Raw genomic sequence first — 21,838 nt, forward strand, 5'->3', positions numbered from 1 at the left:
CTTAAATACTTGAATAAGGGTAACTATCTTATAATTCTATTTTATTTTTTAGTGCAAAAAGATATTACCTTTATATCTTTACAACAAATTTATTATAACAAATCTTATTAAAATTTACTAACTATTAGTACTTAAATATTAATAGAAAATTTCACCAGAATAAAACACCAAAAACTACAAAGAATAATTTTATAACTAATTCTAAAGACAAACCATATGTAAACTTAATCTATGCAAGTGTAAAATCTCAGTCACCCATAAGTCTTGAATCTGCATAGATTTATATTTGAAGTTGTTTGTCTATAATAAATAAAGGAGAATTTTATGGCTAAAAACAAGAAAAGAAAAAATGCTAAAAAATACGAGAGCAAAGCTCAAAATCCAAACTACAAAGAGAAAACAAAGGATTCTGATTCAAATTATATAGATCCAGTAAATCTTGATTAAATATCATAAAAAAATCCCAATAGAACTATTTAGTCCTATTAGGATTTTTTTTAACTGATTTTTTATTTTTATTCTGCAAAACTGCTTATTTCAGAATCCTTCATAAATATTGATGTAATTACAAAACCGCCTATATATGCAATAACTAAACCTATAAAATAATTAAACATTGACCCTGGTTGCATTAGAGGTATTGCACAAACACCAGATGGCCCCCAAGAAGTTGCTAAAACTTGTTGCAACATTACATATGCTCCACCAAATCCAGCTCCCAATCCTGCAGTTATAAATGGTTTTCCTAGAGGTAATGTAACACCGTATATTAATGGTTCACCAATTCCTAGAATACCTGCTGGCAAAGCACCTGAAATAATTTGTTTTAATTTATTATTACCAACTTTTTTAGCTTTTAAGTAAATTGCGATTGCTGCTCCTACTTGTCCTGCTCCTGCCATAGCTAATACTGGGAATAGTGATACTCCACCCATTGCTTCCAATTGAACAGCATATATTGGAATCAAACCATGATGTAACCCTAACAATACCATTGGTAAGAATAGCGCAGATAAAACATAACCTGAAATAACACTAACAGCTGGTACATCAGATGCTACTAATAATTCTAATATTTTTACCAGTCCATCTGATAAGAAACCTGAAACCGGCATTACAATAAATATCATAAGTACAGCTAATATAAGTAAACTAATAATTGGAGTAAGAATTAAATCTAACACATCCGGTATAACATTCCTTACTTTCTTTTCTACTTTTGATAAAATATATACGCCTATAATAACTCCTATAATTCCGCCTTTTCCAGATCTAAGAATTGAATTTAGTGGTGAATCTACATTATACATACCTACCATTTCAGATATTTCATTGATTTGTCCCATTACAGTAAGAGCACCAATCATGCCCCCAAGTCCCTCAGTAGCTCCAAATTGTTTAGCAGCATTCACACCTGTAAATATTGCAAAATATCCTAAGAAAGAACCACCAATTAATGAGAATATTAATCTAATCATATTCCATGTAGCAGTTGTTGGAAGACCACCTGTATTTTGAAGGTTAGTTATAAGTCCAGCAAATCCATTAAAAATCCCCGCTGCTATAATAGCTGGAATCAAAGGTATAAATATCATTCCTATAGTTTTAAGACCTTTTTTTAGCCAATTTTGTTTTTGCTTGTTCTTAATCTTTTGCTTGTTATCTTTCCAGTCATCATTTACATCAATATTTGCTTTTGTGTTAGTAATGCTGGTTGTTTCTTTTAAAATTATTAGCAGTTTTGCAGCCTTTCCAGGTCCTACTATAACTTGAAGAGTATCGTCTTCAACAACACCTAATACCCCATCAAGACCTTTGAGTTCCTTAACCTTAACTAACTCAGGATTTTTAAGCTTCAATCTTAAACGAGTCATACAGTTTGCAGCTTGTTCGATATTGCTTTCTCCTCCTACTAACTCAATAATTCTTGTTACTAGTTCTTTATTAGTCATTTTCTCACCTCATATATTTATATTTCAAAAGCTATAAATAACTTATGATTTCCAATTTAAATCTTCAAATTATTTGAAATTTTGCAATACTAGTCTAATATTATCTTTATTCTCTCGTAATAAATCTTTAGCTTTATTTGCATCCACTCCTAGTAAAATCATTACAATAGCTGATTTTGTATGGTTTTCAGTTTCTTTTAAAGCTGTTTCTGCCTCTTTTATAGATGCACCTGTAGCTTCTACAACAATATTTTTCTGTCTTTGAATAAGTTTTAAATTAGTAGTTTGTACATCAACCATAAGGTTTTTGAAAACTTTACCATTTTCGATCATCGCACCAGTTGTCAACATGTTGAGAATCAACTTTTGGGCTGTTCCCGCCTTCATACGAGTAGATCCAGTCAATACTTCAGGGCCAACAAGGGGAGCAATTGAAACTTCAGCAACTTTTGACAGTTTAGAATCTGGATTACAGCTTACTCCAATAGTCTTAGTTCCAATCCTTTTAGCATATTCTATGGCACTGATAACATATGGAGTTCTACCACTTGCAGCTATTCCAACAAGAACATCATTTTTATTCAAATTAACTTTTATTAAATCCTCCACTGCCTGTTCTTCAGAATCCTCAGCATTTTCAACTGCAGACCTTATAGCCTTTTCCCCTCCTGCAATTATACCTAATATTTGTAATGGATCAGTTCCATAAGTTGGCGGACATTCGGAAGCATCTAATACCCCAAGCCTCCCACTAGTGCCTGCTCCAATGTAAATCAGGCGACCTTCATTTTGCAATGCAAATGCAATAATATCAATAGCTTTTGCAATTTTTTCCGACTCTTTGCCAACAGCTAAAGGCACTTTACAATCCTCACTATTAATACACTTAACAATTTCAATTGTGCTTAGCATATCAATATTTTCGCTTTGCTTATTTCTTGACTCCGTTACTAAGTTATTTAAATTCATATATCTCATCCTTTCATGGTCGGCTTACCAATTACTCTTATTTTTCTTTCAAAAATATGAGGCTTTAATTATTTTTTGAAAGAAATTAGTAGAAGTTATTGTTAAACGATCCCATTCATTAATTGGCTAGTAATATATAAAACAAAAAAAGAGCTCACAAATTGCAAAACTGCAAATTGTAAGCTCGTGCCTGCGTTACCAGTAACACGCTTATTAATAATACGCATTATTCTATTAAATTAATAATACCACATAATAACTTATTTGTAAATATATAATTATTTTATTTAGCTTTAATTTTAAAAACATTATCATTACCTGCAACAACAGATTCACCAAGATTACAATAATCTATTGTTTCTAAAGATTCCATATTAGTTACAAGAACAGGTGTAACTAATGAGTATCCACCGCCTTCAATTAACTCTCTATCAATTTCAATAATAGGTTGTCCTTTTTTCACCATCTCTCCTTCATTAGCTAATCTTTTAAAACCTTCTCCATTTAATTTAACAGTATCTATTCCAATATGAACCAATATATCTATTCCATTTTCAAGTGTCATTGCAAAAGCATGATTTGTCTCAAAAATCACTTTTAATTCCCCACTCGCTGGAGCAATAAATATCTTTCCACTAGACTCTATTGCAATACCGTCACCTATAATTTTTTCTGAAAAAACTTTATCCTGTACTTTTGTTATATCTATTACCTTACCATCTACAGGCGCAGTAAGTATTTCAATACTTTTATCTCTTTTATTCATTATCTTATCAATAAATTTAAACATTATTGTCTAACCTCCCTATAGTGTTAAAACTTTTTTTCTATAAATCTAAATTTCTTTTCTTCTTTTATGTATTTAAGTAGAAAAACTTCTTCTTGAACTACTTTTCCAACTACATTTACTCTTCTATCAGCAGGTAAATTTTTTATACATACTTGTAACTCTCCACAATATCTTAAATAATCTACGTTATCTATAGTTATATATCCAATTTTTCTATCTATGTTGTTTTGAGGAAATATCTTATCTTTTTTTACTGATTTTTCTCTTGAATAAGTTGATCTTATTACATCACTTGAGTAATCCGCCCTATTTATATGAAATTCGCTAAAAATAATTTTTTGTTCTAGATAATTGTTAGTCATCAACTCTATATTTAATTCTAATATATTCTCATCTAATTCACCTACTGACTTAAGCTCATCCTCATTAGCCATATAATCTCCAAAAAAAACATTATCAGTCCCTAATGCCAAAAGTTGTTTAGCACAAATACTTGGTTTCATAAATCTATGTTCCTCTAAGGTTGGTAACCCTTCATAAATAGGACCTCTCTTACCTACTTGTGAAGGTATAAAAGCTGATATCTCAACTCCATACTTCCTTAACAACTTATTTTTTTTAATAAGAAGTGCTTCTGAAATACCTGTATTAAGTCTTGGATAATAATTGTGGCTCGCCTGAAACATTTTATAATTTGGATTATTCATTTCAAACTCTTCTAAAAATCTTTCAGTTACTGTACTTGCATTTATTTCAATCTTTATGCCATATAAATTCTGAGTAAATAAGGCTATCTCATTTGGTGTAAAACCAAAATCAACTCTAATAACATCTATCTTCAAATCTGAGATACTCTTTATATCATTCATATCTGCTTTCAAATAATTGAATGCTCTAGGAGAAATATCCGCCACAATATTCATTCCTAACTTTTTAGCAAGTTTTGTAATTTCATTAAAATCATCAACTACATAACCATAGTTAGCTTCAGGAATATGCAAAGATGTAAATATTCTATCAAAACCATGTTTATGAGCTTTCTTTATGTAATCAAGATTCTCTTTCAAAGACTTATCCATTCCAACAAATACTGATATGCCTTTTCCCAAACTATCTCCTCCTCATTAATAATGTGAATAATTTTCTAACATCTAATTTTTTTCTATTTCACTTAAAATGTTTTCTAGATGAATTGCTATATATCCTATCTCTCCATCTGGAAAATCTAAAAAGTATTCTTCTTTAATCTTTTGAGCTAAATTAACTGATACATCATAAGAATTTTTATACTTTTCCTTTATATCAGATAATACCAAATTTTTTATATTAATGTTTTTTATGGCCCTATCAATAGCAAATCTCAAATGAACAATTAGTCTTGTATATTGTAAGCTATCTTTGTTCATTGTCACTCCTAGAGTATCTTCAATATAAGCTACTGCATCACTTATAATAGATGTATTTAGACTAGCATTTGAAATACTTTTATTATTTAATGCCGCATGAATATGCATCGCAATAAAACCTACTTCATCATTAATAAGATTTACTCCAAGTTTTTCATTAATAATTTTCAATGATTGTTCTGCAACTAAAAATTCTTCTTTGTATAACAATTTTATCTCAAATAAAAAAGGATTTTTCATCTGTATATTACTCTTTAACCTTTTCAAAGCAAAATTTATATGATCTAGCAATGTTATGTGAAGCATTTCATTCAACTCTTGCGAAAAAGACCTAGAAATCAGTGCAATAACTTCTTCAGTAACCCCAACAATATTAGCATCTACCTTTTCAGCCATCCTACTAAACTTTTCGATATTATGTTCTTCCATAAGAAAGAACACTTTTTCAATATTTTTATTATTCTTAATAACTTGGTTATTTTTCACTCCAAAACCAATACCTTTTCCAATTAATATACACTCTCTTTTTTTATTTCGTGAGATACAAAATACTACATTATGATTAAAAGGTTTTATTACTCTAAAGCTATCTCTAAGCAAGATCTCTTCACTCCTTTAAAAGATATAATCTCTTTCATATTTATATATGCCCTATTTTGAACAACAAAAAAAGCCACGAGAGAATCCTATACCTGCAGTGGTATACGTTATAATTCTTGCTCATGCCTAATCTAATTAGTAACACACATTATTTTTTTTCAATCTATATGCTATATAAGTATTATTATAGCACATCATTTTTATGTAAACAAGGTATTTTATGGTTTAACCATTATATGATAAAGTCATAAAAGCTACTATAGCATTTTGCCTCTAGTAGCTTTTATTAGATAAATAAATCTTAAATTTTGTTTAGTCTTTTTTATTATTTTTCTATTTGCAATAATACGCAATTGCTTTGCTCATAAATTCTGCTAATCCTTCACCATATTTATCAATATTCTTAGTAAATCTTTCATCAGCTATATACATTTGTCCTAAACCAGCCAATATCTCTTTTGTACAATTATAGAAGTATTTTGTTATATGATTTTTCCACTCTTTAACATAATTTTGAACTTCTGGTGAAGAAACTTCTTTATCCATATTATCTATGAATCCTTTATAAATTCTCTCGCTGTCTTTAGAAATTTCCTCCCATTCTTCTTTACCATACTTTGAAGTTTTTCTTTCACTTTCTTTGTAAGCTTCAGTACCGCCCCATCTTTCCTCAACTTCTTCTTTATATTTTTCTTGCACTCTCTTTATCTCTTTCATATCAAATTCTTTAAAACTCATTTTCTTTTCCCCCTCTAACGTTTTATTAACAAGTTCAATTAGTCTATCCATTCTATCTCTCTTCAATTCCAATAGCTCTTTGTGTTTTTCTAAAGCTTTTGTTTTATCAAAGTTTGGATTATCAATAGTTTCTTTAATATCTTTTAATCCAAAATCAATCTCACGAAAAAATAGTATCTGCTGTAATCTTTGAAGATTTTCATCATCATATAATCTATATCCTGCTTGTGAAATATTAGATGGCACTAACAATCCTATTTCATCGTAATAATGAAGAGTTCTAACTGTAATTCCAGTAAGTTTTGCTACTTGTTTCACAGTAAGTTCCACAGATTACCTCACCTCCTTAAATATATTCTAGCCCATAACGTAACGTTAGAGTCAAATGTTTTTAATAAGTTTTCGTAGTTCTTATAGAATATAAGGTATAATAAATATAAGCATAAAACTTCAACTATAAATTAATATAAGGAGAAAACAAATGAAAGAAATAAATAACGTAACAGCAGATCTCATTGAAGACCTAAAAACTTCAAATGACAAACAACGAACTGCCATAATAAATCAACTTTCCCTAGATTACAATAATGCAATTCCAATGCTATGGTCAAAAGTATTAACCGAAGATAATCTTAGGTCAATACTTTCTGTTATAAGAGATCTTTTAAAAAAGGAAAAACCAAGAGGTATATTAACAAGAACCATTGGTAATTCAAAAGAAAAACTTGCTATTCTTCTTCAGCATTCAGATCCAAAAGTAAGAAAAAACGTATGTGGTGTAATTGGTGCATTAGAAGACCCTGCTTATTTAGAGCCTTTATATAATGCCTATACTTCCGAAGATAAGCTATTTGTAAAGTCTTCCTATATACTTGCAATCGGAAACTGCGGCGGTGCTGCTGACGCAGAAAGATTGCAAAAATTTCTACAAGATTTAACAACAAAAGAAAAGAATTCAAAAGATACAGACTCACAAATAACAAATAACAAACATATTAATGAAGAAAAACGTGCACTTACAAAGGCCATAGATAAATTATCTCCACCTGTACGTCATACATTTACAGGATTTGAAAACCCTGTTCCTATGTTACTTACAGCAATGAATCATCAGTTTAAGCTTACTTTAAATGAACTTAATGAAAAATCAATTAAGGGCAAACTTATTGATGAAGGTATACTTATCCACGAAAAAGATTTATCTAAGGTTTACTCTTGTAGAACTTTTTATGACCTTTTCTATCCTTTAGATAAGTGTAAAAACTTAGAATTTGATTATAAGTTAATAGCTTCTGCTATTATAGATGCAAATATTGTAGATTTTCTAAATCATTGTCATGCTAGTGATTCTAATTCTCCTTTTGGGTATAGAATTGAATTTAAAAGTGATGATTACATCAAAGAAAGATCATTGTTTATAAAAAATTTATCTAGAGAATTAGATGAACTTTCTCATGATGCTTTAAGAAATAGTACTTCGTCCTATGAAGTTGAAATTCGAATAGTAGAAAAAAAAGGTCTTTGTAGTGTATTTGTGAAACTCTATACTTTTAAAGATAATAGATTTGACTATAGACAAAATACCATATCTACCTCAATAAATCCTGTATCTGCAGCTATTATTACAAAATCTATAGAAAAATGGCTAAAACCAAATTCTAAAGTTATAGACCCGTTTTGTGGTACTGGAACAATGCTTATTGAGAGAGCTAAATCAAAAAAATTCGACACTTTAACGGGGGTTGATATATTTGGAGAAGCAATATCATCTGCAACAATAAATTCTAACTTAGCTAATGTGAACATCGAATTGATATATGAAGATATATTAGAGTATTCTACCTTAGAACCTTTTGATGAGCTTATAACAAATATGCCTTTTGACAATAAGTCATCAACCCATAACAGGTACTCCGACTTATATAGTGAATTCATAAATAAAATTCCTAGTCTTGTAAGACGGGGAGGAATGGCATTTGTTTATACCGTAGAAAAAAAATTATTTAGGGAATTTCTAATAGGTACTGATGAACTTGAATTGCTCCAAGTTATAAAAATTGAAAGTGGTACACTTACACCTCATGTGTTTGTATTAAGGGTGAATTAAAAATAGAATAAAAAATACAAAGGAATAGATAAGCCTAATTATTAAGGTACCTATTCCTTTTCTAATTTTTATTCTGATAAAAACTTCATTCTTATTTAAATGATTTCAACTTTGTCTCCAACAGAAATAGTTCCGCTTTTTAGAACTTTACCAAATCTGCCTTCTCTACTTATTATATAGTGTCTATCATGTTCTTTAAACTTGTCTTTTCCAATATGAAATATTTGAAATTCAGCATCTCCAATTCTAAGTTTTGTTCCAACAACAAATTTTTCTAGTGAAATTCCTGAAATAGTTACATTCTCAGTATAACCTCCTCTTTCAACTTCTTCTTTCATATGATCTGGAACTTTTTGTAGTGCTTCTACAGGAAAAATACTTATCTGCCTGTCCCAATCGCCTCCATGAGCATCTCCCTCAACACCCCAACCTTCAACTATTTTTGCAGTAGATACACTATTTTTAATAGTTCCTCTTTTCTCACTTATATTTATACTAATAACTTTACCCATTTGAATCCCCCTAAAATGTTTCTGGCTTATGTTTTTAATAAGGCTATATTTTAATGTGTTGTTGATTTAAAATTGTTCTATTTTTGTTATCAACATCACTTTAAAACATTACTTATAATAATTGTATTATATATATAAACTAATTTTAACAAAATATTACTGATAAAAAAAGTAATTTCACACAAAGTTTTCTCTATCCTCTACACTTACTATCACTAAGTATCCCTGTTATTTATAAATAGATTGCTGTAACATAGTAAGTATGTTATTCTATTAAATACACTAATATATTTTAGATGGAGGAAAAGATGGTTAGAAGTAAAAGAGTAAATGATCAAATTAACATTAGTAATAGGAAAAAAACCGGTTCGGATTTTATGTATAAGGATTTAAGAAGAAGTAATTGTTACAGCTGTAATTTTTCGAATTCTAACTTTAATCATACAAGTTTTAGAGGTGCACAGTTCAAATCATGTAACTTTTTTGAATGTACATTCGAGTCTACAGAATTTGTTGCAACTAATCTCAAAAAGAGTAGATTTAAACAAGCTAAATTTGTAAATGCTATATTTGATTCGTCAAATTTAGAGGGTGTAGATTTTGAAGAAGCAGAATTTAAAAATGTTATATTCGTATCTACAGATACAAGTAAAGCTATAAATTTAGATTTATCAAATGAAGAAATAAAAATATTTAATAAAATGCCAAAATTAGAGATTAGTGAAGAACTTGAAAGTGCAGTTAAATCAGCTATGAAAAATGAATACATAAAGTTTGCAAGAATATTGGATACAAAAAAAGGTGGGATTAATCCTATTAGTATGATGATATTATTAGAAAACTTTGATGAAAAAACTTTAATCAAAGGGTTTGATATTTTAAAAAGTAAAGTGAATAAAAATTTTGGTACATTAAGTTATATAATTCAAGAATTAAAAACTTATCAAGCTGACGGGGTTATTTAAAGGAATATGATTCAAAACTTATAATATACTTATATTTTTGAATACACTTCCTTTGAAGTGTATTCAAAAATTTTCATATTCTATTCCCATCTGGTACTATTATGATAATTCTGGGAAATATCCTTTATTGGCTTCTATATAATCATCTAGTATTTTTTTAGCAACATGAATTGAAGGAATTATTGGATTTAACGTTAATGCTTTTAAAGCTTTTTGGTATGAACCTTCTAAAGCTGCATCAACTGTCAATTTTTCATACGCATTTACCACTTCCATTAAGCCTTTTTGGAATGTTGGAATTTCTCCAATAGCAATTGGTTGATATCCTGTCGCATTAATAACTGCAGTACATTCTATAATTGAATCACTTGAGAAGTTAGATATAACTCCATCATTTGGAACATTAACTATGAACTTTTCATTTGAGTTATTAGCTATTGCTGCTGCAATATCAACTATAAAGTCACCATGTATTGTGTCAGTAAGAACATTTCCTTTTGCTGTACCATCCTTTACTCCTTTTCTACACAAATCAAAAGTTTCTTTTTCTCTATGGTCCATACAGTAATCAGCCCTTGTATAATTAGGATCTTCATCTTCAAACATCTCATCTGGGTAATAATAATATTGTAAGTAACTTGTTGGTAACACATCATCAAAATGCCCCACAAATTGTTTTAATCTCTTAGCTGTTTTTTCCCAATAAGGATCAGTATAAACATCTGCTTTCAATCCAGTTTCTTTAATCATATTAATAAGTCCTGGTAATCTATCCTTACCATCTTTATCATGCATATGAGTGAACCACCCTAAATGGTTTAATCCAAAATAAGTGTATTCAAAGTCTTCTTTTTTGCTATCTAACATGAGTGCCATATCTTTTTGCTGCCATGGTGGCACATCACAGATACAAATACTTTTAACCTCTGGAACCTCTCTCTTTATCGCTTCAGCTATTATTGCTGTTGGATTACTGTAGTTTATTATCCAAGCATCAGGAGCATACTTTACTACATCCTTAGCTATAGAAACCATTTCTGGTATTTCTCTCATAGCAAATGCAAATCCTCCTGGTCCACAAGTTTCCTGTCCAATAACCCCATATTTCATCGGAATTTTTTCATCAATGCTTCTCATTTTTAAGCATCCTGACCTGATTTGTGCTAGAAGAAAGTCCATTCCTTTAAAAGCTTTTTTTCTATCTGTTGTTAATACAAGTTCAACTTCTGGCGCTCTTTCTTTTATCAAGATATCCATAAAGTCTCCTATAATATGAAGTCTTTTATCATCGCTGTCTATAAGTGTTATTCTCTCTAATGGCAGCTTATCTTTTTTTTCTAATAAACTATTTACCACACCCGGAGTATACCCGCTTCCAGCTCCAATGATTGTAATGTTATACCTCTTCATTAATTTGTCCTCCTTAATATTTTTTTCTCAATACCTTAAATATATCTATTATCCCTTACTAAGGAGTAAGCTAAAGATGCACTAGAAAATGATTTTAAGCATGTACCACCTTTATCCGATATCTAGCCACTCTAATTTTCTCACATTTTAAAAGTGCATAGATCCTAAAAAATTCATAACTATTTTCTTGTATCCATCATTTCAAATATGTCTACTAACTCATTTACTAAGGAATGAGCAAAAGATGCACTAGAATAATGATCCTCAGCATGTACTACCAAAAAATGTGTTGCCTGATTTTCTTGATTCATAGATGCCGTTAATAAATCCATATGATCCTTTGATGCATTTGAAAGTTTATTTGATGCTTCTTTAAGTAACTTTCTAGCTTCATCATAATCTCCTTTTTTAACTTTTTTCAATGAATACATTACGTCACTTTTAGCATCACCTGCTTGTGATATTATTCCAAACACTTGTTTTTCCAATTCTTTATCCATTTCACTCAATCCTTCCATTTAATCCTTAATGTTTTAAAAATCAAAACTTGTATCGTCTACATTTTCTACAATTTCTTTCTCTATTCTTAACTGCTCTTTTTCCATTGTTTTAAAGAATGGATAATATATTAATGTCATTAAAACTATACTTCCCAAACATAATACAACAGCCTTCCAATCTAATGTAAGTATGAATGCTCCTACTCCAGGTGGCATAAATCCAGGGGGTTCCATTATTGGTTTACCAACTAAACCAGTAGCGAATGTCATAAAGTCAATCAGCCCAACTAATACTGGTCCAAAGACAAAAGGTATAAACATATATGGATTCATAACAATAGGTGTCCCAAATATCACTGGCTCATTTATACCAAAGATTGATGGTATTATTGATACTTTACCCATACTTTGAAAACTCTTAGATTTACTGAACATCATAAGTAATACTAATCCCAAAGTTATTCCTGACCCTGTCACTTGAAGAAAGCTATAATAAAATCCTATAGTGAAAATATGTATTGGATCTTGTCCTGCTGCTATTCTTGCTGCATTTTCAGCAATATAATTTGCAGCTATTGGCATCCATATACTTGAAGTTATTGCTGGTCCATGTAATCCAAAGAACCATAATAATTGAGTAAGTAATATTATTATTACTATCGCTGCTGGACTATCTAAACTACTTATAGCTGGAGCAAGAATAGTCATAACTAATTTGGGTAATGGTTCTCCAGTAGTATTTTTGACTAATACTGATAATCCTGTGAATATAATTACGCAAACTATCATTGGAAGTAAGTTATTGAAACTTTTACTTACAATACTTGGTACTTCTTTAGGTAATTTAAACACTAAATTTTTCTCATTCATAAATCTAGTAATTTCAACTACTAAAATTGCAGCTAATATGCTTACGAATAATCCCTGTGCATCTAAATACCCTGTCTTAATAGCCCCATCAGCCACTTCTGCACATAATATAAATTGCACTATTACTGCTGTCACAGCAACTTCTATATAATTTAGACTATATTTTCTAGCTAAAGATATTGCTATAAAAAAGGCAGAATAAAGTGAAATAATGCCCATTGTAAAGTTGAAAGGAAACATAAATATTCCTAAATTATTGCCTAAGAAATCTTTAGCTGCCCCATTTGGCAACATATTTTTTAACGCTATAGATAGAAGGCAAAGTGATCCCACTATAATGATTGGAACTATGCTCATCATTCCTTCTTTAACCGCTTGAAGATGAACTTGTTTTTCTACTTTTTTAGCTACTGGCACTAAATATTTTTTTAGAGTTTCTTGAAATTTACCATTTTCCTTACTCATATGACTCCACTCCTCTTATAATTTACTTTTAAGTAAACACATTGCAGTTTTTCAACTTCTCCATTTGAGTATTAATACTGCCATGGATCAAATTTGAATGCTGATTCAACATCTTTATCTGGATCATATTCTTGCAGAATCTTTTCATAACGTTCTTTATAATCGTTATCTACTTGTTTTTGAGGAATTACAATGCTTGCTTCATTTAAGAAATGAAAAGAATCACGTCCCATAGCCGCTCCCCTTAACGTATGTTTATCTAAAGCAATATCAGGTATTTCTGGAACATACCCCATAGCAAAACTCTTGATTACAATATTTTTTAATAAATCACTTGAACGATCCTTTTCACATTGACACAAATAACGTATAGCATGAATAAAGTATATTGGACGATCTCCATCAGCATAAGTAAATTCTTTACGCATTTGATTTAAATTATTAACCAAAATAGCTGCATTAGTATCACCCATACCAATATCTTCAACAGGTATAGTAATTAATCTTCTCCATAATTTTTCTTCCATTTGAGGAGAAGTTATATACATCTCATAAGCAAACTCACATGCCTGCTCTACTAAACCACGTCTAATTGATTTTTGTAAAGCTGAAATTACTTCATCTGCATTCAATCCATTTCGTGTTTTTGTTCTAGCCCATGGATCTTTAATAAATTTATTTTCCATAATATAAACTCCTTTATTATTTTTTATTTTTATATAATTTAATTGCAGTTTTCAAAACTGCCGGGGCATCCATTCTTCCATAATCTTGTGTATTTATGACTTCCACTCCTATGGAATATGGTGCACATATTTCATTTATTTCATCTTCTTTATATCTTATTTGTGGCCCTATAAGCACTACATCCGTTTCATGAGATTGAAGATAGTTTTCTATACTTTCACAGGATACTGCTTCAATGTTAATTTCTTTCGTTTTTAATTTTTCATGTTCCTTAGCAAACCTTTTCATTTTTTCTACTAAAACTCCAGTAGATGCTCCATTGGCACAAACTAAAAGTATATTCATATTAGCTCCTCCTTTTTTCATAGTTTTGTTTATCTTGATATTATATTTAGCAATTATTATACCAAAATCATATTAACCTTTGAGACTGGCTAATACTGCTCATTCTATTAACTCAACACAAAATCTATTTAAATATCAACCAATGTGTTTAATAAAATCTCTGTGTTTTTAAACAGACTATTACAAGTGTTTAAAATTTAAGAATCTCTAGAATTCTGATTAAAATCAAAATTCTAGAGATTCTTTATTATAAATTATCTTGTGATTTACCCATCATATGGTTATTCCACAAAAAGTATCTTAGTTGAACTTCAACCACAATATATAGCGTCAGAACGATTCAATCTGCGGTAGATATTGTAGTTGATTGTAGTTCAACTTACTTTTTGTGGTTTAACCATCATTTAAAATACAAAGGATTCCATAACATTCATTGTCATCAATATTAATGTTATACTGCTTCTCTAATTTATTCATTTCTTTCTTTATTATATACAGTTTCTTCTCATGTTTCTCTAATTTTTCAGGAGCAAATTTTTGCCCCACCCTTATATTACCAACTAAAGTATCCACCATAAAGGCAAGATGCATTGCCAGACCAATTACCATATCATATTCCTTTTTTATACCAAATCTAAATAAAACAATCTTAATAGTATCTCTTACATCTTCAAATAACTTAGAATAGTTTGTAAATTTTAATGAACTCTTTAATCCCTCAATTACATTATTATATCCCTTATTAATTTTAATAATAGTTCTTAACCTATTAATGCCTTCATTGCATTTTAATTCATTTCTTTTAAAATATTCTATTCCATCTATACCAAAAGAATATTCATTAATAAGTGCAATAACATTATTATCCTTAATAATTTTATTAACAATCATACGAAATTTTTGATCATTATCATTAGGAACAAGTACAATATCTATACCCTCAATATATGTACCCAGATTATCCTTTATAATCTTCTTACTTTCTTTTCCTAAATCTTCACTGACACTATAACCAACAATCATTATATTTTCTTTTTTCTTGTTAGTAATTCCGGTTTTACTATCAACACTATAATTCATCATCTCAATTATAGAATTGTATACCTCAATAAGCGAAAAACCTATATTCAATTTTTGCACAGCCTCTAACACCATTAATGTTGTAACCATAGAAATAGTTTTAACCTGTATACCCAACTCCTGCTTAATGATACTGTCAAATGAATTCAATGAGCCCATATCCGTAAATAGCAGTAATCCATCCTTAGCCTTGATACTTCTTATTATCTCTTTAAATTCCTCAACTACTTCAATATAACTTTTATTCAACTTCATATCAAATGAATAGATATTTCCTACACCTAAGATATCTTTAACAGCTTTAACCATACTACTTGCTGTACTATCTCCATGCATAGCTACAATAACATCAACATCATGGTTAAACATTTTCTGCTCTTCCTCTATATCTTTCGCCAAGAATAACGCAATATATGACACATCTTCTATAGATAAAAATATATTAAATTCACTCTCAATTATATTAATTATTTTTAGTGCCACCTTAAATTCTTCCTTATTTTTCTGCCTCACTTCATTTATATCTAATTTATTTCTAGTAATTTTAAAAGAATTATTTTCAATAATATAATTTATATGAATCACCATATGATAGAACTTGTTTTCACCCAATGGTACTGATAACTCATTTTGTATTATAGCTCTTATATCTTGGCAAATCTTAAAAAACTTTGCATTCATAAACAACTTTTCTATAAGTGCATTACTTCTTATACCTTCCCTAAAAAGTGCTAATTCTGCTTTACCTCCATCATCATCTTCATCTTTCTTTATCTCCTTAAAACCAAAATTTTCTTCCTTTCCTGATGGATAAAATATATGATAATCTATATCTTTGGGAACCAAAATCTCTACTTCATATGCCTTTCCCCTATAGTTACTTTCTATTATCTTTAATGATTTATTAAAATAACTTAAATGCATATCCAAGATTTTACTTGAATCCCTAATATGATTTAGAAATGAGTTTGCAACTGCCAGTCTAATATCGCTTTGAAGTTGACCTATATTGTTTTTACACTCATAAAGCAATAATGACTTCATAATCTGCCTATGCATTTTGATAGGCTTTTTAACCCTTTTAGCCTCTTCTCTAATAAAGTGTTTAATTAGTTCTATCCTCTCAACAAGACTTCTTTCCCTCAATGGTGGCATTTCAATAGCCATAGGAATTCTTCTATTAAATGTATCCAGAAGAGTGGATTCAGGATTTTCAGTAGTTGCTGCTATTATTAATACTTCTGAACTAATCTCCTTAGTAGATTGTCCCATTTGCTTAAAGGTACCCTTATCTATAAATGTAAATAGCATTTCTTGCCCTTCTGGAGGTAATCTATGTATTTCATCTAAAAATAAAACACCTTTATCTGCTCCTTTTAAAAGTCCAGTCTTAGAACTTTCTGCACCTGTGTATGCCCCTTTTTCCACCCCGAAAATATGTCCCATCAAAAGTTGAGAATTATTAGCATAATCAGCACAATTAAATGTAACAAAAGGAGCTCCCTCTTTCCTAACCCCAGATTCTATTGAAAAATTATACATATACTTTGCTAACATACTCTTTCCAACACCAGTTTCACCATAGATAATCGAATGTAATCCATAGGGTGGGTATAGAATTGCAGCTTTAGCCTTTTCTACTACCTTTTTCAAGCTGTGCCGCTTACCAATAAGAGTTGAAAAACTACCATCTTTATAGCCGTGTTCCGATTTGCTATTTTTATCAATTGGGAAAAAATATACCGGCCTAGATTTGATTTTTTGGACTTTACCCTCTTTGTACAATTTATTTAAATAGTTGCTTGTATTAGATCTACTAATTTTAAGTCTATTAGAAACATCTTCAGCAGTTATTCCACTCTTGGTATCTATATATAATTGTTTTAAAATATCATACACCTTTTCTTTATTATTCATTTGCTATCACACCTTTTAGTAAACATTTCAAATTTATTATATGGATAATCCACATGATAAAAGAATCCTTTAATAAATTATATATAATATATCCAAACAAAGATATAATATTGCCTAAATTTTTCTAATATATCTTAAAATCACAAAAATAATGGACTATCTAAGATTTTAACAATACTTTTGATAAGTTTCAGCAGCATGTAGCATCGCTCGAATATTTTCTTCCGGTGTATCCCTAGGCACTTCGCAACCTGAACTCAATATAATTCTTCCCTTTGGACCAATATCTTTGATGCATTTAATACTCTCTTGATATACTTTTTCAGGTGTTCCTTGAAGCAATGTCTCTACCGGAGCAACATTTCCTGTAATACATACTCTATTTCCCACAATTTTTTTTGCATGTTCAAAAGATACTTGTGTATCCACTTCCAATGAATCCGCTCCTGTATCAGCCATTAAATCTAAAATATGATTGGCATCGCCACAAATATGCAAAAATACAGGAATTCCGTTTTTCTTCAATTCAGTAATTGCATGTTTTACAAATGGAAATGCATACTTTTTATATAATTCCCGACCTATTAAACCAGCTGTTGAATCACCAAATGTCAATCCATGAGCCCCTGCTTCTGCCGCTGCTTTTCCATATTTAATAAGTGTATCAGTACATATTTGGAGTAAATCCATAACAAACTGCTCATCATCATATAAATCCATAAAAAATTTTTCTTCTCCTCTAACCGCAGATGCTAAAGAAAAAGGACCCGAATCTATATTTGTTTTAATAAAATACGCTTCTTTCAACTCTTCTCTTGCTATTTTAGTGGCATTAAGAATTACAGGAATCCTTGCAGATTTTCTTGTGTCTACCTTTAATAACTTTGTCAAATCTTTAGTATCACCAAGAATTCTTTGTACTATTTGAGGTGGTTCATCGTAAGGTAAATGTATCCCACATCCCCACGCTTCCGCTAAAATCGAATTATCTGTAGTAAGATGAATACCATCATAGTTATATAATTTTGCAGCAACTATTTGAGACTCAGCCATTTTTTGTGCATTACTAGAATAAATTGAATGAGGAATACCACTTATCTTCAAAGAATGCTGTATAATTAAAGGAATAACAGGAACTCGATCTATCTTATCCCCTTTTAAAGCTCCCATTGTTCGTTGATATGAATTCATTTTATCCCACCTTTCAAAAGTGATATAAATTATCCTTTAATAGCTCCCATTGATAAACCTTTTACAAAATCTTTTTGTAAGGCCCGTACTATAATAACAACTGGAATAATTGTTACAACTGTTGTAGCAGCCATTGGTCCCCAAGCCAACCCTCTATCAGTAATAAACCCTGCAATAACAACTGGTAAAGTCTTTGCTTTTCTTATACTTAGAATAACTGCAAAAAGAAATTCGTTCCAAGTTGCCACAAATGTTAAAATTGCTGCCGCAATCAATCCTGGTTTTGTTATTGGTAAAACTATTCTAAAGAATCTATTAAACATATTACATCCATCAAGCATAGCCGATTCTTCCAATTCAATAGGTAGATCCTGAAAAAAACCCATCATCAACCAAATTACTAAAGGTATACTAAAACTTGTATTCATAATAATTAAAGCTGACTTTGTATCCATTAATCCCAATTTTCTTATAACTAGAAAAACAGGAATTGCAGTAGCAATAGCAGGGTACATTTTTTGAACCATAAACCATACTCCAAATATTGTTCGTGCAATTTTGCTTAACTTTCCTCTTGCCAAAGAATAAGCCGCCATTGAGCCAATAAAAACACTAATGAGAGTAGTACTCGTAGAAACTACTAAAGAATTATATAGTGCTTTACCTAATCCATTATTGTTGAAAACATCTATAAAGTTGTGAATGGTAATCTTAGACGGAATAAGAATTGGTGGATATGATAGATATTCTTGTTCTAATTTTACAGAACTTGTAATAAGCCAATACAAGGGAAATGCCACTAAAAAGACACTTAAAAAGACTAAGATTACTTTTACATATCTACCAGCAAAGTTACTAATAGCATCATTTACATAATCAACTTGATTTATCTTTTTCACTACACACTCCCCCTTGTCTTTTTTTGTTCCTTCACTCTTAATTGAATAAAGCTATAAGTGACTAAAGACATAAATATTATAAATATTATTGCTAAAGCTGCTGCATATCCTGCATCAAAATATTTTAATCCTTGACGATAAATAAAGTTTGGAAGCATTTCAGTGGCTATTCCTGGACCTCCTCCAGTCATTACATAAACTGTATCAAATACTTTAAAAGCATCTATAATTCTAATCATTAAAGCAATAATAATTACTGGTTTTAAATAAGGTATTATTATTTTGGTGAATATCTGCCATCTTGAAGCACCGTCTACCATACCTGCTTCAATAGTTTGTCTCGGTATTCCCTTTAAAGCTGCTGCTAATATAATAGTTACCCATGGTGTTAATTGCCATACATTAACACCAATGACTGATACCATAGCTGTAAATGGTTTTGATAACCAAGGTATATTTGGAAATCCAACTAACACAAGGAAATAATTAATTACTCCTGTGGATGAATCTAGCATCATCCTCCATAACGTTCCTGCAGCTACAGGTGCCATAATCATCGGAATCATTAATAATGACAGTACCCATTTGCTCCATTTTTTATCACTTGATATTACCATTGCAATTGCTAAGCCTAACAACATTTCTGCACCAACAGATACTATCGCAAATACTATGGTATTTAAAGTACATCGTTTAAGCACTTCATCTCCAAGCATCTTTACATAGTTACCTAATCCTATAAACTTTAGTTTTTGATTAGGTAAATTAAGTTTAAGTCTAAATAAACTCAGATAAATAGAATATACTAACGGAAATAATGCAGTAATCCCTAAGAATATCAATGTAGGCACTAAAAATAGCCAAGATGTTATTTTATCTCCCAGATTTTTAACATTTCCTTTCATAACTATCCTCCATATGAGACATTATAATTTTGTACAAGGAAGACACAACATATTCCTTGTACAAAATCTCACTTTAAATATATTCGTCTAATAATCTATTTACCTGTATTCTTTATGCCTTCATCTATCGGGTTATTTTCTAATGCTGCCTTTAGCCCTTCTTCTAGTTCTTCTAAAGCCTCTTCAGTGGTTTTCTGTCCAGACATAACCGATGATACCGCCATTCCAACTGCAGTATCTGCTTCAGTTGATGCAGGTACTCTCCACCAAATTAATGCAGTATCCAAAGCTGGTCTTACATCCTCAATTGGAGTTCCAACTATAGCATCAGTTTTCCAAAAACTTTCTCTAGGAGATAAAATATTAAATTCTTTATAGAATTCTGATCCTTTTTCTTTGCTTGAATACATCTTTATCCATTCCCACGCTAATTCCTTATTTTCAGAAGCTTTTGGTATGCTTAAATCCCAAGCACTTAGCATTGTTTCTCCAGTTTTATCTTTTGGATAAGATGCTAATGCCCATTTTCCAACAATTTTTGATTTTTCAGGATTATCTCCATTCTGAGTAATTCCTAATGTTGGCCATGCTTCACAAACAGCTGCTTTCCCATCTAAGAAAGCCTTTATTGATTCTTCTAATCCCCATGATAATGCTGCCGGATCAGCATATTTAGTTAACTCTTTAACATGCTCCATTGCTTTTTTACCTTCTTGAGAATTAACTGTAACATTCCAATCTTTATCAGCCCAAGCTCCGCCCATAGACCATAAACGAATATCCCATAATCCTGCAAATTGTTCTTTCACACCTGGTATAGAAACACCATACATTCCTTCGTCAGGTTTTGTGAATTCCTTTGCTAATTCTAAGTACCCATCCCAAGTATCCGGCATTTTATCTATTAAATCCGTACGATATGCAATAACCATTGGTGTATTAGCATGTGGAATACCAATAATATCACCCTGCCACTTTCCCGCATTTTCAAAAACATTTGGTATAAAATCTGTCGTATCATAATTATCTGCTTTAATAAATTTATCTAAATTTTCCATATAAGGTGCAAATTCTCCGTCCCATTGACAAGCTACACTCATTACGTCATAGGAGCCAGTACTACTAGTTAAATCTAATAATGATTTTTCATGAAGTGTCACATAAGGGAAATCTACTACTTCAACTTTAGCTCCAGTTTTTTCTTCAAATTCTGGCACCATTTTCTTAGCTGCTTCAGTGTATACACTAGACATATACAAAACAGTTAAAGTTTCTCCTTCAAAAGGTTTATCTTTAGATTCAGATGTACTTGTTGATTCAGAATTCTTCGATTCACTAACCTCATTAGATTTACCGCATCCAGCTAAAAGACTTATCATAAGTGTTACTACAAGAATTATTGATAATAATTTACCATGTTTCATTAATATCCCCCTCCAATATTAAATTTCTTGACTCTTTCTCAAACTATGCATTTCCTTAAATTAATACAATTTAAGACCACTCCTTTCTATTTCATTTATTAAATTG

The 21,838-nt window shown here is 30.4% G+C and carries 20 protein-coding genes; 3 read left to right on the plus strand and 17 right to left on the minus strand.

Going from position 1 to position 21,838, the window contains the following annotated elements; genetic code table 11:
* The first annotated feature begins 324 nt into the window (after window positions 1-324).
* Window positions 325-447 carry a hypothetical protein gene (locus ACQ3F0_RS20345; protein WP_428867560.1) on the plus strand — a complete coding sequence of 41 codons (123 nt, stop codon included), beginning with the start codon at window positions 325-327 and terminating at the stop codon, window positions 445-447.
* Window positions 448-515: 68 nt separating this feature from the next.
* Here ACQ3F0_RS20345 and ACQ3F0_RS20350 read toward each other — a convergent pair whose 3' ends face one another.
* From ACQ3F0_RS20350 to ACQ3F0_RS20375, 6 genes are all read right to left on the minus strand, one after another.
* Window positions 516-1,952 carry a PTS transporter subunit EIIC gene (locus tag ACQ3F0_RS20350; RefSeq protein ID WP_428867561.1) on the minus strand — a complete coding sequence of 479 codons (1,437 nt, stop codon included), beginning with the start codon at window positions 1,950-1,952 and terminating at the stop codon, window positions 516-518.
* Window positions 1,953-2,021: 69 nt separating this feature from the next.
* Window positions 2,022-2,930: an N-acetylmuramic acid 6-phosphate etherase gene (murQ, locus tag ACQ3F0_RS20355; protein WP_428867562.1), complete on the minus strand. Its 909-nt coding sequence runs from the start codon at window positions 2,928-2,930 to the stop codon at window positions 2,022-2,024.
* A gap of 274 nt (window positions 2,931-3,204) precedes the next feature.
* Complete coding sequence (locus ACQ3F0_RS20360) at window positions 3,205-3,711, minus strand: PTS sugar transporter subunit IIA (RefSeq protein WP_428867563.1); 507 nt, start codon at window positions 3,709-3,711, stop codon at window positions 3,205-3,207.
* Between the two features lie 23 nt (window positions 3,712-3,734).
* Complete coding sequence (locus ACQ3F0_RS20365) at window positions 3,735-4,820, minus strand: DUF871 domain-containing protein (protein WP_428867564.1); 1,086 nt, start codon at window positions 4,818-4,820, stop codon at window positions 3,735-3,737.
* Between the two features lie 42 nt (window positions 4,821-4,862).
* On the minus strand, window positions 4,863-5,717 hold the full coding sequence (locus ACQ3F0_RS20370) for a PRD domain-containing protein (protein ID WP_428867565.1): 855 nt from the start codon (window positions 5,715-5,717) through the stop codon (window positions 4,863-4,865).
* A gap of 333 nt (window positions 5,718-6,050) precedes the next feature.
* On the minus strand, window positions 6,051-6,785 hold the full coding sequence (locus ACQ3F0_RS20375; protein WP_428867566.1) for a MerR family transcriptional regulator: 735 nt from the start codon (window positions 6,783-6,785) through the stop codon (window positions 6,051-6,053).
* 151 nt (window positions 6,786-6,936) lie between these two features.
* Between ACQ3F0_RS20375 and ACQ3F0_RS20380 the strand changes: the two genes are divergently transcribed.
* Entirely contained in the window at window positions 6,937-8,562 is a 1,626-nt protein-coding gene (locus ACQ3F0_RS20380; RefSeq protein WP_428867567.1) for a methyltransferase, read from the plus strand.
* A gap of 95 nt (window positions 8,563-8,657) precedes the next feature.
* On the opposite strand, the gene ACQ3F0_RS20385 is transcribed toward ACQ3F0_RS20380, so the two are convergent.
* Window positions 8,658-9,074, minus strand: coding sequence for an MOSC domain-containing protein (locus ACQ3F0_RS20385; RefSeq protein WP_428867568.1), 417 nt, complete (start codon window positions 9,072-9,074; stop codon window positions 8,658-8,660).
* Window positions 9,075-9,382: 308 nt separating this feature from the next.
* Between ACQ3F0_RS20385 and ACQ3F0_RS20390 the strand changes: the two genes are divergently transcribed.
* Complete coding sequence (locus ACQ3F0_RS20390) at window positions 9,383-10,039, plus strand: pentapeptide repeat-containing protein (RefSeq protein ID WP_428867569.1); 657 nt, start codon at window positions 9,383-9,385, stop codon at window positions 10,037-10,039.
* 99 nt (window positions 10,040-10,138) lie between these two features.
* Here the strand turns inward: ACQ3F0_RS20390 and ACQ3F0_RS20395 are convergent, their stop codons facing one another.
* The 10 genes from ACQ3F0_RS20395 to ACQ3F0_RS20440 all read right to left on the minus strand — a co-directional run bounded on the left by ACQ3F0_RS20395 (window position 10,139) and on the right by ACQ3F0_RS20440 (window position 21,732).
* A complete protein-coding gene (locus ACQ3F0_RS20395; RefSeq protein WP_428867570.1) occupies window positions 10,139-11,449 on the minus strand; it encodes a family 4 glycosyl hydrolase in 1,311 nt (436 codons plus the stop codon).
* Window positions 11,450-11,628: 179 nt separating this feature from the next.
* Entirely contained in the window at window positions 11,629-11,949 is a 321-nt protein-coding gene (locus tag ACQ3F0_RS20400) for a PTS lactose/cellobiose transporter subunit IIA (protein ID WP_428867571.1), read from the minus strand.
* A 33-nt stretch (window positions 11,950-11,982) separates the two neighbouring features.
* Window positions 11,983-13,284: a PTS sugar transporter subunit IIC gene (locus ACQ3F0_RS20405; RefSeq protein WP_428867572.1), complete on the minus strand. Its 1,302-nt coding sequence runs from the start codon at window positions 13,282-13,284 to the stop codon at window positions 11,983-11,985.
* A gap of 71 nt (window positions 13,285-13,355) precedes the next feature.
* A complete protein-coding gene (locus ACQ3F0_RS20410; RefSeq protein WP_428867573.1) occupies window positions 13,356-13,970 on the minus strand; it encodes an AAA family ATPase in 615 nt (204 codons plus the stop codon).
* Between the two features lie 16 nt (window positions 13,971-13,986).
* A complete protein-coding gene (locus ACQ3F0_RS20415) occupies window positions 13,987-14,316 on the minus strand; it encodes a PTS sugar transporter subunit IIB (RefSeq protein ID WP_428867574.1) in 330 nt (109 codons plus the stop codon).
* 393 nt (window positions 14,317-14,709) lie between these two features.
* On the minus strand, window positions 14,710-17,313 hold the full coding sequence (locus ACQ3F0_RS20420; RefSeq protein ID WP_428867575.1) for a sigma 54-interacting transcriptional regulator: 2,604 nt from the start codon (window positions 17,311-17,313) through the stop codon (window positions 14,710-14,712).
* A 168-nt stretch (window positions 17,314-17,481) separates the two neighbouring features.
* Complete coding sequence (locus tag ACQ3F0_RS20425) at window positions 17,482-18,504, minus strand: uroporphyrinogen decarboxylase family protein (RefSeq protein ID WP_428867576.1); 1,023 nt, start codon at window positions 18,502-18,504, stop codon at window positions 17,482-17,484.
* Between the two features lie 29 nt (window positions 18,505-18,533).
* Entirely contained in the window at window positions 18,534-19,403 is an 870-nt protein-coding gene (locus ACQ3F0_RS20430; protein WP_428867577.1) for a carbohydrate ABC transporter permease, read from the minus strand.
* Window positions 19,403-20,308 (minus strand): carbohydrate ABC transporter permease, encoded by a 906-nt coding sequence (locus ACQ3F0_RS20435; protein ID WP_428867578.1) that lies wholly within the window; start codon window positions 20,306-20,308, stop codon window positions 19,403-19,405. The genes ACQ3F0_RS20430 and ACQ3F0_RS20435 overlap by 1 nt, the downstream gene beginning before the upstream one ends.
* A 95-nt stretch (window positions 20,309-20,403) precedes the next feature.
* Window positions 20,404-21,732 (minus strand): ABC transporter substrate-binding protein, encoded by a 1,329-nt coding sequence (locus ACQ3F0_RS20440; protein ID WP_428867579.1) that lies wholly within the window; start codon window positions 21,730-21,732, stop codon window positions 20,404-20,406.
* Between the last annotated feature and the right edge of the window lie 106 nt (window positions 21,733-21,838).

It is taken from the genome of Clostridium sediminicola (genome assembly GCF_050402865.1).
GTDB lineage: Bacteria > Bacillota > Clostridia > Clostridiales > Clostridiaceae > Clostridium_AF > Clostridium_AF sediminicola.